Annotated in this window: 15 protein-coding genes, 1 other RNA gene and 1 pseudogene; 5 read left to right on the plus strand and 12 right to left on the minus strand. The window is 61.8% G+C overall.

Features of this window, described 5'->3' with window-relative positions; genetic code table 11:
- Positions 1-3: 3 nt before the first annotated feature.
- From ssrA to J2Y55_RS21800, 3 genes are all read right to left on the minus strand, one after another.
- Positions 4-416, minus strand: a transfer-messenger RNA (tmRNA) gene (gene ssrA / locus J2Y55_RS21790).
- Between the two features lie 61 nt (positions 417-477).
- Positions 478-753, minus strand: coding sequence for a hypothetical protein (locus tag J2Y55_RS21795; RefSeq protein WP_310157934.1), 276 nt, complete (start codon positions 751-753; stop codon positions 478-480).
- 189 nt (positions 754-942) lie between these two features.
- On the minus strand, positions 943-1,254 hold the full coding sequence (locus J2Y55_RS21800) for a PepSY domain-containing protein (protein WP_310157937.1): 312 nt from the start codon (positions 1,252-1,254) through the stop codon (positions 943-945).
- A 206-nt stretch (positions 1,255-1,460) separates the two neighbouring features.
- Here J2Y55_RS21800 and J2Y55_RS21805 point away from each other — a divergent pair, with 206 nt between their 5' ends.
- On the plus strand, positions 1,461-2,255 hold the full coding sequence (locus tag J2Y55_RS21805) for a thymidylate synthase (protein ID WP_310157939.1): 795 nt from the start codon (positions 1,461-1,463) through the stop codon (positions 2,253-2,255).
- A gap of 16 nt (positions 2,256-2,271) precedes the next feature.
- Positions 2,272-2,907, plus strand: a complete 636-nt coding sequence (locus J2Y55_RS21810) for a CPBP family intramembrane glutamic endopeptidase (protein WP_310157942.1) — start codon at positions 2,272-2,274, stop codon at positions 2,905-2,907.
- A gap of 69 nt (positions 2,908-2,976) precedes the next feature.
- On the opposite strand, the gene J2Y55_RS21815 is transcribed toward J2Y55_RS21810, so the two are convergent.
- The 3 genes from J2Y55_RS21815 to J2Y55_RS21825 all read right to left on the minus strand — a co-directional run bounded on the left by J2Y55_RS21815 (position 2,977) and on the right by J2Y55_RS21825 (position 5,935).
- On the minus strand, positions 2,977-4,170 hold the full coding sequence (locus tag J2Y55_RS21815; RefSeq protein ID WP_310157944.1) for a cupin domain-containing protein: 1,194 nt from the start codon (positions 4,168-4,170) through the stop codon (positions 2,977-2,979).
- Positions 4,171-4,349: 179 nt separating this feature from the next.
- Entirely contained in the window at positions 4,350-4,679 is a 330-nt protein-coding gene (locus J2Y55_RS21820) for a hypothetical protein (protein ID WP_310157946.1), read from the minus strand.
- Positions 4,680-4,978: 299 nt separating this feature from the next.
- Entirely contained in the window at positions 4,979-5,935 is a 957-nt protein-coding gene (locus J2Y55_RS21825) for a ribokinase (RefSeq protein ID WP_310157949.1), read from the minus strand.
- A gap of 93 nt (positions 5,936-6,028) precedes the next feature.
- On the opposite strand from J2Y55_RS21825, the gene J2Y55_RS21830 reads away from it, so the two are divergent.
- The 3 genes from J2Y55_RS21830 (at position 6,029) to J2Y55_RS21840 (ending at position 8,047) form a co-directional block, all read left to right on the plus strand.
- Positions 6,029-6,805, plus strand: coding sequence for a GntR family transcriptional regulator (locus J2Y55_RS21830; RefSeq protein ID WP_310157952.1), 777 nt, complete (start codon positions 6,029-6,031; stop codon positions 6,803-6,805).
- 223 nt (positions 6,806-7,028) lie between these two features.
- Positions 7,029-7,742 (plus strand): AzlC family ABC transporter permease, encoded by a 714-nt coding sequence (locus tag J2Y55_RS21835; protein ID WP_310157954.1) that lies wholly within the window; start codon positions 7,029-7,031, stop codon positions 7,740-7,742.
- Positions 7,739-8,047, plus strand: a complete 309-nt coding sequence (locus J2Y55_RS21840) for an AzlD family protein (protein WP_310157956.1) — start codon at positions 7,739-7,741, stop codon at positions 8,045-8,047. Before J2Y55_RS21835 ends, J2Y55_RS21840 begins: the two co-directional genes overlap by 4 nt.
- A 46-nt stretch (positions 8,048-8,093) precedes the next feature.
- On the opposite strand, the gene J2Y55_RS21845 is transcribed toward J2Y55_RS21840, so the two are convergent.
- The 6 genes and pseudogenes from J2Y55_RS21845 to J2Y55_RS21870 form a co-directional block, all read right to left on the minus strand.
- Positions 8,094-8,471, minus strand: coding sequence for a helix-turn-helix transcriptional regulator (locus J2Y55_RS21845; RefSeq protein ID WP_310157958.1), 378 nt, complete (start codon positions 8,469-8,471; stop codon positions 8,094-8,096).
- A 228-nt stretch (positions 8,472-8,699) separates the two neighbouring features.
- Positions 8,700-9,140, minus strand: a pseudogene (locus tag J2Y55_RS30130) (hypothetical protein); the annotation flags it as partial.
- 438 nt (positions 9,141-9,578) lie between these two features.
- Complete coding sequence (locus tag J2Y55_RS21855) at positions 9,579-10,226, minus strand: LysE family transporter (protein WP_310157960.1); 648 nt, start codon at positions 10,224-10,226, stop codon at positions 9,579-9,581.
- A 499-nt stretch (positions 10,227-10,725) separates the two neighbouring features.
- The gene (locus tag J2Y55_RS21860; protein ID WP_310157961.1) at positions 10,726-11,181 is read right to left on the minus strand and encodes a hypothetical protein; all 456 of its coding nucleotides are present in this window, start codon (positions 11,179-11,181) and stop codon (positions 10,726-10,728) included.
- 380 nt (positions 11,182-11,561) lie between these two features.
- Positions 11,562-11,957 carry a carboxymuconolactone decarboxylase family protein gene (locus tag J2Y55_RS21865; protein ID WP_310157962.1) on the minus strand — a complete coding sequence of 132 codons (396 nt, stop codon included), beginning with the start codon at positions 11,955-11,957 and terminating at the stop codon, positions 11,562-11,564.
- 132 nt (positions 11,958-12,089) lie between these two features.
- Positions 12,090-12,806: an aspartate/glutamate racemase family protein gene (locus tag J2Y55_RS21870; protein WP_310157963.1), complete on the minus strand. Its 717-nt coding sequence runs from the start codon at positions 12,804-12,806 to the stop codon at positions 12,090-12,092.
- Between the last annotated feature and the right edge of the window lie 35 nt (positions 12,807-12,841).

Consider the following 12,841-nt stretch of genomic DNA (forward strand, 5'->3'; position numbering starts at 1 on the left):
AAAAGTGGAGGCTTCTGTTGCCAGGCGCCTCCGAGCCCCGCCTTACGTCGCTAAACGGAAGGACTTAGGTTTGGGAACCAGCACCGCTTACGCGGCGACAGCGACCCGAGCATTGTTGTCGTTGGCAACTATGCGTTAGCCCTATAACGGCGGAACCATACCGAGCAAAAGAACGGCCTTTACACCCTCGTCGATCCTATTTCGCCCCCGCCGCAACCCTGCCACCTGAGTGACCTGGCGAGCCCGCGGTCCAAGATCCCGCAAGCCGCCCCAAAGCTTGCGCCGCAGGGCTGTGGTGGAGGCGCCGGGTACCGCCCCCGGGTCCGAAAAGCTTATTACGACGTCCGTTTATCGCCATAGCCGGTCTTGCGAACGGCAAAGCGAATATAGGGACTGCAAGCGTGCGGGGAAAGAGAGGAACGTGAGCCATGCCGGCTTAATTTCCCAAGCCTTCGTTTCAGTCGAGAATCCCTCGTTTCAGTCGAGAATCCGGCCGTCATAAGCGCTGATATCGAGCATCGCTTCATTCCCGTCACGGTCGCGCCCGGCGATTTCCCAGCGACCGCCCGACCGCGCGATCTCCTCGACATGGGTGATGCCGAAATGCCAGGCGATCTGGCGCGCGCCATGCTCGGAGAGCAGCGCCGGCTTGGCCGGAGGGGGCTGATTCGACGTCATGGACAAAGCTGGCCCCGCGATCATCATAGCCGCGCTCAGCAGCGCCAATCCGGTCATCCGGACACGGAAATTCATCATCTGCCTCCAACACAGGCCTCCGGCGGCGCCCCATTGATCGAGGCGGATAAATCCCTGGAATTGTGGCCGGTCTGGAGGCGGCTGGGGCGTTCATGGTTCACGTCGTTTCCCGATCTCGTGAGCGGGAACACCGCGCGGAGGCCATTCCGCTCAAGGAGGCCTATCCGCTCAAGGAGGCCTTGCCGATCAAGGCGGCGCGGCGGCGGAGAGCGGGTCGTCGCGCTCGATCTTGACGACCTTGCCGTCGCTGGCGCGCAGATCGATCTCGATGTCGGCGCCGGTATTATCGCTGCCGTTGAGCTGCCAGAGGCAGTCCTCGAGCTCGATCTCCTCGATCCGCACCATGCCGTTGTCGATGGCGATGCGGCGGGCCTCGCTCATCGAGATACCCGGCTCACCGGGTTGATTCGGGGCAGCCGGTTGGGCCGCGGCGATGCCCGCTTGCAATATCAGCGTGCCTGCGAGCGCCCAGGCGGACGCAGCGCGATAAAGCGGCATTGCTTTCTCCCTAATGCTGTTTTGCGGGAGAGAAACACGGCTTCATGGCTTTGTTCCGGCATAGCGATGGCGAAGCGGGTTCGCCGGGAGGGCTGGGTGGAGAAGGCTGCAGCCAGACACCGCAAGAATGCATGGGATAGCTTGCGACGACGGGGCGGCGCGTCCGAGACAAAGTGGCTAAACTGGCTGGCCTCACGAGATTCGCCATGCGCCAATATCACGACCTCCTCAATCGCGTCCTGACCGAAGGCGTCCGCAAGGACGACCGCACCGGCACCGGCACCTTTGCGGTGTTCGGGCATCAGATGCGCTTCGACCTTGCGGAGGGCTTTCCGCTCGTCACGACCAAGAAGCTGCATCTGAAATCGATCATCCACGAATTGATCTGGTTCCTGCGCGGCGACACCAATGTGCGCTACCTGCAGGAAAACGGCGTCACGATCTGGGACGAATGGGCCGATGAGAACGGCGATCTCGGCCCGGTCTATGGAAGGCAATGGCGCTCATGGCCTGCGCCCGACGGCACGACGATCGACCAGATCGCCTGGCTGGTCAGCGAGATCCGGCGCAACCCGGATTCGCGCCGATTGATCATCTCGGCCTGGAACCCGGTCGACATCCCGAAGATGGCGCTGGCGCCCTGCCACTGCCTGTTCCAGTTCTTCGTCCTGAACGGCAAGCTCTCCTGCCAGCTCTACCAGCGCTCGGCCGATGTCCTGCTTGGTGTGCCCTTCAACATCGCGAGTTACGCGCTGTTGACGCATATGGTGGCGCAGGTGACAGGGCTGGAGGTGGGCGACTTCGTTCATTCCTTCGGTGACACCCACCTTTATGTGAACCATGTCGACCAGGCCCGGCTGCAATTGACGCGCGAGCTGCGCGCCTTGCCGAAGCTGACGCTCAACCCGGATGTGAAGCGGCTTGAGGATTTCACCTTCGCGGATGTGCGCATCGAAGGCTACGATCCGCATCCGGCCATCAAGGCGCCGATCGCGGTCTGATCCGCCATCATCGGCATTGCCTTTTGGCAAGGTTCTGGCCGCGGTTGCCGCCGGTTATGCTGGTGTGGCGGCATTTGTCTTTCTGGCAACGATATCCACCGACCGCGTCGTTGGCTTTGACGCCCGCGAGGCAGCCTTCTTCCTGGCGACCGGGATTGCGACGCTGGTCCTAAGCCGGATCGCCGGCGACCGGCCCTGGCGCGAGGAGCTTGCCGTCTCATGGCCACGGGACCGGCGTATGCCGCTTGCGTTCCTGGCTGCCCTTGTTGCGGTCCTGTTTGTCGAGGCGGCGCTGGCTGTTTCGGGAATCCTTGGTTCGCTTGATGAACTCAAGGCCATGTCGCCCTCGGAGCGGTCGCTATTGGGGCTTGCGAACGCCGTCCTGCTCGCGCCCGTCGTCGAAGAATTGCTGTTTCGTGGTTTGCTGTTCACGGCGTTGCGCAAGTGGCTCTCTGCTTTTCCCACGCTCGCGGCGACGACACTGGCTTTCGGCCTGCTGCATATCGAGAACGGTCTTCTGCATGTCGCGTCGGTTTTCCCAGCCGGCGCTTTTCTTGGCTATGCGCGAGAAAAATCGGGTGGCGTCGGCTTGCCGATCCTCCTTCATGCTTCCATGAACGCGGCCGTCGTCGTGGCGGGGCTTTTGCCATGAGCTTGACCATCCGCCCCGCCCGTCCGGAGGCAATGCCCGGCCTTCGCGATGGGCGCCATGATCAGGGTCTCACCCTTGCGCCGGCGCCGGCACGATCGTTCTCGGGCGTGGGAATGACGGCAGGGCCGCTTCGGGAATGCCGAGATTGTTCGCCAGCAGGTGCCGCGGCGCCTTGGTGACCCAATCGGTCAGGGTGTTCTCGCGATAGGTTCCGCTGTCGAGCACGCCGACCATCTCGGCATCCTCGGAGCCGATATTCTTGATCGAGTGGCCGCAATTGCGCGGGATATAGGCGCACTCGCCTGGCGACAACTCGGCGGTGGCGACGCGCTTGTCGGTTCCAAAGAGCGTGACCCGGGTGCGCCCCTTCAAGACGTAGTGCCATTCATTGGCGTCGGGGTGCCAATGCGGCTCGTGCATCGCTCCGGCCCTGAGCCTCAGCACCATCCCCGTCAGCGTCGTCGAGAGCGGGAATTCCTTTTCGGACGCGATGTAGAGCTCGCCGCCGGCGGTCGCCACTTTGGGCTTATGGGCCATCAAGGCATAGCGGTGGCTGCGATCGCGCGCGAGCGGCCGGGCCATGCGCGCATGTGGCCCATCGAGCGCCAGCACCCCGCCTTGCATGATGTAGGTCTCGGCCTTCGGAATCGTCGTGAATGCGTTCGCCGATACGCCCAGGGCCTGCGAGAGCGAGGCCGCATCGTAACGGCTCATCCAATCGCTGATCCCGAAGGTGCCATGCTCGGAATACAGGCCGTCATCGAAGGCGAGGATAGCGTGGCAGGGCTTTGCGCCGAGCGTCTGGATGGCGTGGCTGTGACCTTGCGGGAAATACCAGAGATCGCCCGGTGCGAGATTGACGACCTCGCTTACGCCCTCCGGATCCAGGACGGTGACCTGGCAATATCCGTCGACGATATAGGCCCACTCGGCTGAGTCATGCCAATGCATCTCGCGGGCGCCGCCCGGGTTGAGAAAGAGATGCGCTCCGGCGATATCGGTCGCGATCGGCAGCCCGCGCGTCGTGATCTCGCGCGCCCAGCCGCCGGATGTCGCCTTGATCGGAGCCTTGTCGAGAGAGGCGGTGAAGACCACGGGGTCACCGGGCTTGCGCGGAATCGTGGGCAGGAAGTCTGAGGCGGGGGCGACATCATAGCCGGCCGCATGCCCATCGCCGGGCGCGGCCATGGCGCGGCCGGCAGCGACGGCCGTGGCTCCGAATGCGAAGGCTCTGATGAAAAGACGCCGGCTTGCATTGAGCATGGATGCCTCTCGTCGATGGTCAGGTTTGATTCGTGCTGTCGGCGCCTAGGATGCTCGTCCTGTCTGGTTTTCGTGATTTTCAGCGGTGTATCGCGTGCTGCCTTGAAATATATTCCTACCGAAATTTGGTGTTGTTCGATCTATTGTGCCGGTTCTGTCTAAAAACCTGATTCATCAGGTTATTCAGCAGGGCTGATCTGTTGCGAAGTCCGTTTCATGCGCCAGTTTGGTAGCCAGATCTGCAACTTCCGACGCAGTGCCGCCGAGCCTGGCTCAAATCCGAGCTGCGTCTGGCAGAAATCGAGCAGGGCTTCTTCCAGCCTGGTTCGGGTGTTCCAGCCGCGTTTCCTGGAATCGAAGTCGCCACGCTCGTCGAGAAGCCGGTAGACCTCCGGCTCGATCAGCGTCCAGTCATGCTGGGATTTTCGGCCTGGCTTGGCCCCAGAGATATCGCTCACCTTTCTCCTCCGGCGTTCAGTCATGTGGTTCAGCTCGTCGGGCTCGGCCACCTCGCGTAGCGGTCCCGACTATGTCCATTAAGCATCCAAACCAATGCCAAGACAAGCCATGCCTGCCAAATTTCCGGTGCCGGAGAGAAAGCGAAGAATGGGCTCGATCTGATCGAGCCAAAGACGCCTTGGCGGGCATTCGCCGCGAGGCCCTTGCGGCCTCGGCTCACAGGGATGCAAGCCGATCAGATGGGCAGTGGCCGGATTCACGCGACGTGATGGTCATGGCCGGCGCGATCGTCATGGCCGACGTGATGATTGTGGCGCGGCGGAGCCCGGCGGCGCTGGCGCCGGCCTAGTCAACCATGGCTGAGCAGGAAAGCTTCGACGGCCGCCCGGTCCGGAAAAGCCTCGAAAACACCCCAGGTGCTGGCGAGAACGGCGCCGCAAGCGCTCGCAAAGGCCATGGCCTTTTCCGGCGGCCACCCCTCGGCCAGGCTGACCGCGAGCCCTGCGGCGAAGGCATCGCCGGCTCCCAATGTATCGATGGCGGCGACCGGGAAGCTCGGCTGGTGGAGCGGCGGATGCTCGCCGCGGCACAGGACGGCGCCGCTCTGGCCGAGCGTCACGACGACGATCCTGGGCCCCGTGGCGATGACGGCTTCGGCAAAGGCCTGGATCTCGGCAAGCCCCGGGGCATCGAAAGCCGGCCTGCTTACGCCCGTCAGCTCCGAAGCCATGGCTGCAGCCTCATGCGCGTTGAGGATGAGGATGGTCGTCAATGCGAGAAGCCGCCGATCCAGCCTGCGAAACGGGGAGGGGTTGAGAAGCGTCGTCCTGCCCGCCTCGCGCGCGATCTCGAAAGCCGCGATGATCGGCTCGTCGCCAATCTCGAACTGGGCCAGGGTGATATCCGCCTTTGCGATAGCGCTTCGCTTTTCCTGCACATCGCTCGCTCCGAGACGGGAATTCGCGCCCGGAAAGACGGCCAGGCAATTTTCTCCGCGAGCGTCGATGAAGCCGATGCCCGCGCCCGTCGAACCCGGAAGGCGGTGGAGCATCTCGCCAGGGAGCAAGGCGCGTTCCAACGCAGGCGCGGCAAGCCCTGACAGCATATCGTCGCCAACCGGCAGGATGCCCTCTACTGCAGCGCCCAATCGTCTGCAGGCGACGGCAAGGTTGAACCCCTTGCCACCGGGTTCCAGCGCAAAAGCATGGGCCGTCAGAGATTCGCCGGGCTTGGGAAGTGTCTCGACCTTGGCGGCGTTTGCTGCGACGAAGCTGCCGACGACGAAGAGATGAACATCGTTTCGCATGAGCCGCCCGTAGATTGATTTGACGATGATAATCGGGATAAGTCTCGATGCGAGGTCAATTTTTAATCAATTTCACAGCGGATAAGTAGAGAGTTGAGCGACGCCGAAATGCCCAAGCCAGGGCCCAAGAGCTTTATCGATGTTCTCGAGCTCCGCGAAGACACGGCCATGCCGCTCTATCGTCAGCTCGAAGAACAGCTTGCGTCGATGATCGAGAAAGGCAGCCTTGCCCCTGGGGCAACGATGCCGGCAGAGCGTCACCTTGCGGCTGAGTTGGGCTTGAGTCGGACGACAGTACAACATTGTTACGATGCGCTGCGGAAACGGCGGCTGCTCGCAGCCCATGGCCGCCTTGGCTACATCGTCCAGAAACCTGACACCGTGCTTGAGCCGGGCATGAATCGCCTGAAGGGCTTCACTCAGGAGATGGAAGAACTCGGCCGCACGCCCTCGTCAAAAATATTGGAGCGACAGGCCCTCAGCGATCGGTTGATCGCCTCCATCTTCGGCCTGCCGTCGACCGCGCGGTTTCTGAAGCTCATACGCGTGCGCCTGGGAGATGGCATCCCGCTGTCGCGCGAAGTGGCGTGGTACAGCCTCGATGCCTGTCAAAGCCTTGAGCACGCAGACTTATCGGGCTCCGTTTACGCCTACCTTGCCGACCATGGCGCTCCGCCCGATCATTGCGAGCAGACGATTGAAGCAACCTCGCCCGATATGGAGGAATGCTCGATATTCGGCTTCACCGAGCCGCTGCCGTCACTCTTGATCAAGCGCCGGACCTATGACCAGACTGGCCGGATGCTGGAATATGTCGAGGGCCTGTTCCGCGGCGACAGCTATGCGTATCGGCTGAAGATGAAGATCTAGAGCGTTTTCGGGCGAAGTGGATATCGGTTCGCCTGAAGAAACGCGTTAAAACAAAGATCTTGAGCGGTTGAACGGTCCAACTGGATCGGACATTGGCCTAGGGATCGTTCCGGCCTCGCTCTCTCAGGCCCGTGCCTGCCGATTCCTGCATGAATTCCAGCTGGTGTTGGATGTGATGAAAGGCTTGGTGCGATGAAAGGCCTGGTGCGATGAAAGGCCTGGAATGACGACGACAAGCTCGGCCCTTTCACGTCGCCCACGTGACGAAATCCGCGATGGCCTGCGCGATATTTTTCCAGCCGCGGTCGCCGCCATTCCGATTGGCCTGTTGTTCGGCGCGCTGTGCGTGGGAAAGGGCCTTTCACCCATCGAGGTCGCATTGATGTCGGCCACGGTCTGTGCCGGCGCCGCGCAGTTTGCCGCGATCGAGATCTGGGGGCAGCCGGTTCCCGTCGTGGCGATCGTGCTGTCCACCCTCCTGGTCAATCTCCGTAACCTGCTGATGAGCGCATCCCTCGCGCCAAAGACCGCCGCTTTCACAACCTTGCAGCGATTGCTCGGATTCTACGTCCTGTCCGATGAGAACTGGGCCTTGAGCGAACGGCGCGTCCGGGCGAAGCCGCTGACCTCGGCCTATTTTCTGACGATGGGCGGGGTCCTCTACACGAACTGGGTCTTCTGGACCACGCTTGGCGCCTTTGCAGGTGCCTTCCTCGGGGACCCGCGGCGCCTCGGCGCCGATTTCGCGTTCACGGCGCTTTTCATCGGCCTTATCGCGGGCTTCTGGAGGGGACGGAGTACCGCGAGCGCGGTGGCCGCCAGTGCCATCGCCTCGGCGATCGCTTTCGTGACCCTCGGCGCGCCATGGCACGTCCTGATCGGGACGCTGGCCGGCATCGCGGCGGTTTATGCCACGGCTCCCGAGGAGGCGGCATGACCCTTTCCATCCCGACCATTCTCGCCATCATCGGCATGGCCATCGTGACATATGCCACGCGGATCGGCGGCCTGTTCTTTGCCGACAAGCTTCAATTCAAGGGCAAGGCCAAGGCCAAGGCGGCGTTCGACGAGATTCCCGCTGCCGTGCTCGTATCCGTCATCGCCCCGGTGGTTCTCACGACCGGGCCGGCCGAAACGATCGCCGCCCTGATCACGATACTCGCCGCGCGGCGATTGCCTTTGATCGCCATCGTCATCGTCGGGGTGATCGCGGTGGTCGTATTGCGGCTCTTCATGAGCTAGAGCATTTTCTTCACGCGAACCGGTGTCCACTTCGCTCGAAAATGCGTTAGGCGGCGTCGGTTGCGGGAATTTGGTAATCGGCGAGTGCGGCTGGCCGGCGCTCCGTCATTGCGGCGTTGCCGAGGATGAGCTGGACCGTCTTGAGCACGGCGACGAGCTGGCTCTGCTGGTGTGCGCCGGTCTTCTGGAAAATGCCTTCGAGATAGGAACGCGCTGTCTTGAAGCGGATGCCCTGTCGCTGCGCGGCGTCCTTGAGCGAGAGCCCTTCTGCCAGGGAGCACGCCAATCGCGCTTCCTTCGGCGTCAGGCCGAAGACGCTTTGCACCTGTTCGACGAAGCCAAAGGGCAAGCTGAGTGAAAGCCTCTGGGCAAAGACCACGGCATAGCTGCCCTCGCTGGCGGCCAGCCGCTCGGTCTGCGGCAAGGGGCAAATCGAGATCGCAAGCGCATCGCCATCGCTCGCATGGGACCGGGAATGGATGAACGCATCGCAGCCCGCCTGAGCGCTTCCGCGCTCCTGCAGTCGGCAGGCGGCCGACACTGCCTGCTGGAGTTTGTCGACGTCGAGGCCGCTGCGCGCAGTCAGAACGCCCCTGCGAACCTTGATCCCGGACCGGGATTGCCTGGTGAGTTCCGTGGCGGCATGATTGGCCGCGATGACCCGCTTCTGCGCATCGACAACGAGAACGCCGAAGGGCAATTGCCCGATGATCGCCGCCGCCATTCGCGCCTGGCTGACGCTCTGGGAGAGCTCGGTCGCGCGTTGCACGTGCGAAGCCATGCGCATGAACCACGCCATGTCCTCGATACTGAAGAGCGGCTGCTCCCGGCCTCGCTCGACATGGACGCAAAAGCCACGGCTTTCGGGCGAGCATGACGTCTCGGCGATGTCGTCATCCTGAAGAAACGCCGCCGGCCGCTTGAGGCGGAAGCGGCACAGCAGCAGCCTGCCGCCTCTCGAAAATGACGGGCTGCCCGATTGGCTGGAAAAGGCTCGGTCGACCGCGTCGAGGTCGCCCGTCCCGATCAAAACCTCGTGCAGATCGTTCTGGGGCAGATCTCTCGCGGTGGCGATGCAAGACTTGGGCGCCATCTCCTCGCTGAAAATATCGAAAGAGGCTTCAGAGCCGTCGAAGGCGACGCGCAGGCTTTCTATCGCAGCCGGCCACTGCCGGGGATCGCGAGCCGCCGCGTATATGCTTCCGACAAGCGATGAGAATAGCTCAGACCTGAACGCCAAAATCGCTCCTCCGATCCGTCAGAAAGCCTTTTGGACTCTAAAAATCGAGACCAACTAATATCCAAAAGAATTCCAATGCAAGCCCGAGATTTGGGCAATGGCTGGCGACTGCGAGGTCACCAGACACAGCGATGCCGCCATCTTCGCCATGGTGCAGGTGTCGCCGAAGCGCATGGGGGAAGTGTTCGATTGCTATCGCCAGCCAGGTGCTCGCGCAGGAGGCAAGACAGCAAAGCGGGACAGCAAAGGCGAGACAGGCAGGAGCCGAAACTCCAAAACTGGGATCCGGCTTCAGCCGATCAGCGGCGCCGCGACATGCGACATGCCGACAAAGATCAGGTAGATGCCCAAGCCCGCATCCAGCGGGCGTCGCAACAGCTGAAATGCTTTCTGGACCGGGGTAAAACAAAACATCAGGCTGACGAAACCGAACCAGCTGAGTGCAATGACGAAGACCGACATCGCCATGAGCGCCGGCCTTGCCTGAAGCTCGGTCAAACCGAGCTCAAGCATTGATGTTGCGAAGAAAACAGCTGTCAAAGGATTGGCCACGGCCGTTACCAACGCCGTGACGAAGCTTCTCGAGGCGCGGCTTGCCTTCCAGGATAGACTTGCCTCCGAGGAAAGCGGGGTGGCCAATCCACGCATTGAACGCCGTAGCGCCCTTATGCCGATCATGACCAGCGTCAGAGCGAATGCCGCATGAGCCAGGCCCTGCCAGGCTTCGCTGCGCCCGACCGATAGAAGGCCGGCAAAGGCCAGCGCCGCTAGCAAGCTCGCTCCCGTTGCGAGGCCGGCTGCTGTCGACAGGGCGCCTCGCAAGGAGCCGTGCACGCTCGACTGGACGAGCATGGCGAAGTTCGGCCCCGGGACGGCCATGATGACCAGATAGGCGGAGGCGAAGCTGCCAAGCTCCCGAAAGACGCCGAGGTCCTGCACGATTCCAGCCCATGCTCTCGCCGCAGCGGTTTTCCGCTAGCTTCAGCGCGGCGGCACGATGCGGCTGCGCTTGGCCTGCGGAAACGGGCATATGCCGGTAGGCAATGCGTCACGATCCGAGTTTTGCCGGGATCTCCTATCGGGCGGCCAAAGGTGGTGGTCGATGAGAAGCTGAGGAGCCAGAGGTTCTCTCGGGAGAGCCTAGTCGCAATTTGCTAGTCCCACTCGCCCAGCGGGCTTAAGCTCCAAGGGGCGCACTGCACGCAAGCCAGAAAATTTTGCTCTGGGTCTGCGCTAAACTTGTGGTTACGCCATCATTTTATTTCGGATCTGCAGCCTTGCTCTCTCTCTCGTTGCCGCTTCCAGCTCCGGATTTTTGCAAATAGGAAAATTCTCACGTCAATCATAAGATAAAATACAGAGACGCAAGCCAATAGAATCTACGGTGCGTTTTTCCTTAATATATCTTTCGTCGCGTTTCCATTCTTGTTGTCTATTTCTATAGTTTGCAGGCGCGCTTGACAAATGCCGCCACCAAGGGCGGGCATTTCGGATGCTTGTCAATCCGTGGAAACACGTCAGGTGCAACGTCACTCATGTTGTTATTCAGTGCTAACATCATGAAGGTGTGCTTTCCTCCATCATAGCTAGTTCCTCCCTTGATTGGGCTGACATGGCCATCTTGCGGACCGCCTCTTACCTTTTGGTGCGCTCGAATGGCCGCGACGAGTGGGTCGCTGGCTGTCCCATTACATGGCTGACCCAGTACAATTTTGCTATACAGATCTTGTTGTTCAGCGGTTAGCTTTGTATTTGGGTTGATGAGCGTCGCATAGTATCCAAATTGGACCAGTTGTACGTCGTCAGCCTGGTTGGGTGAGGCAAGCCCTACATTTGCGGAGATGTTCCAGATTGGTGTGCCGAATCCATTTTTTTTCATGACTATGAGGTCCATCGGGCGCTCCAGATATGACTGAATGGCTCGGGGCGAGCCCCGCCAGGAAGTGCATTGCCAACGCTTTCAAAATGAGCCGCATCGCGCTCATCCAACCGAACTCATCTTGCAACCGAACTGGGTGTTGCGGACATCGGCTCGGCCGCCAGGGGCTAGCATTTTATTGGATGTTAATTGGACTTTAAATGGACATCAAGGTCCGCATCCCGATTGTCGCCGCTGCCTGCCTCAGTTGCTGACCTCGCTGCGAATGCGCCTCGCTGCGGCCGCGCCCGGGCAACAACCCGCACTGGACCGCGTTGCGAGCGCTGGTCCGCCGATCGGCGTCTGTTCGAACTGATCTGATCCCCTGAAACAGGGCCACTCGATGAGCCGGGCCGTCAGCGATCGAAGGTGGCGTCGATGGGGACGCGATAGCCGTTGACGAGGCGGTTGGTCTCGTTGGCCATGCCCACGACCGCCATGAGCTCGCCGAACATGGCCTCGCTCATGCCGGCCTTGGCCGCCGCCGCCGAGTGGCTGGCGATGCAATAGCCGCAGCTATTCGTCACGCTGACGGCGAGATAGACCATCTCTTTGACCAGCGGGTCGAGGGCGCCAGGCGCCATGACCTGCTTCACGCTCTCCCAGGTTCGGCGCAGCGAGACGGGGTCGCGCGCGAGATATTTCCAGAAGTTGTTGACGTCCTTGAGGTTTCGCGAGGTCATGATGTCGTCGAACACGGCGCGCACCTCCGGCGAGGCATCGGCGTATTCGATCGGTGTCGGCTTGCCCATGGTGGTTCCCTCCAGATGGCGACCTGTCTGTCGGAGCCGGCGGCGTCGCCAATCGCAACCGGCTTGAGCTGACGCAACTGATCGCCCCACAATCCGTGGCCGCTGCCTTGCGTCATGCGGTGGGGTTCCGGCTCAGTCCTGCACGAAGCGCTGCGGCTTCAGCGCGGCGTGGAAGCAGTTGACCATGGTCACAGCGTCGAACACCGGCACGCGGAAGCGCTGTGCGATATCGGCGCTGAACGGCGTCAGATTGGTGCATTCGGAGACGATCGCGCCGATGTCGGGATGCCGGGTCATCAGCGTGCCGGCCGTCGCCAGCACCTCCTCACGCAAGACCTCGAAGGGCACGCTGTCGTCGCCGTCGCGGATCGAGCGGACGAATTCCGAGGTCGGGGGCATGCCGACGACCGGCGTGTCGGCGGCGACGCCCGCGGCCTCGAGATAGCGGCCCGTCAAGGCATCGCCACTATAGGTCAGGATGCCGACCTTCTTGTTGCTGGGGATGATGCGCTCGACCATCGGTACCTGCAGCAAAGCGCTCGTCGCCACCGGCACCGAGCAGAAATCGGCGAGCTCGCGCTGATGGATCGACAGGAAGCCGCAGGTCGTGGTGATGCCGTCGACGCCGGCCTCGATCAGTTCCTGGGCGGCGGCCTTGAACGGCTCGAGCAGGCTGACATTGTGCATCTCCGTCATCCGCGACGGCACGGCGTCGGCGACGATGCGGTACTGCACCGGGAACGACCAGGTGCCGGCATGGCCGATATCGCCATGGAACCGACGGAAATGGCTCTTCACCATCAGGATGCCGAGGGTGACGCCGTAATAGGTCTTCTTCATGGGCTGCATGGGCGATGTCCTGGGCGATGTCCTGGGATAGGCGA

It is taken from the genome of Allobosea sp. BE125 (genome assembly GCF_031456075.1).
Classification (GTDB): Bacteria; Pseudomonadota; Alphaproteobacteria; order Rhizobiales; family Beijerinckiaceae; genus Allobosea.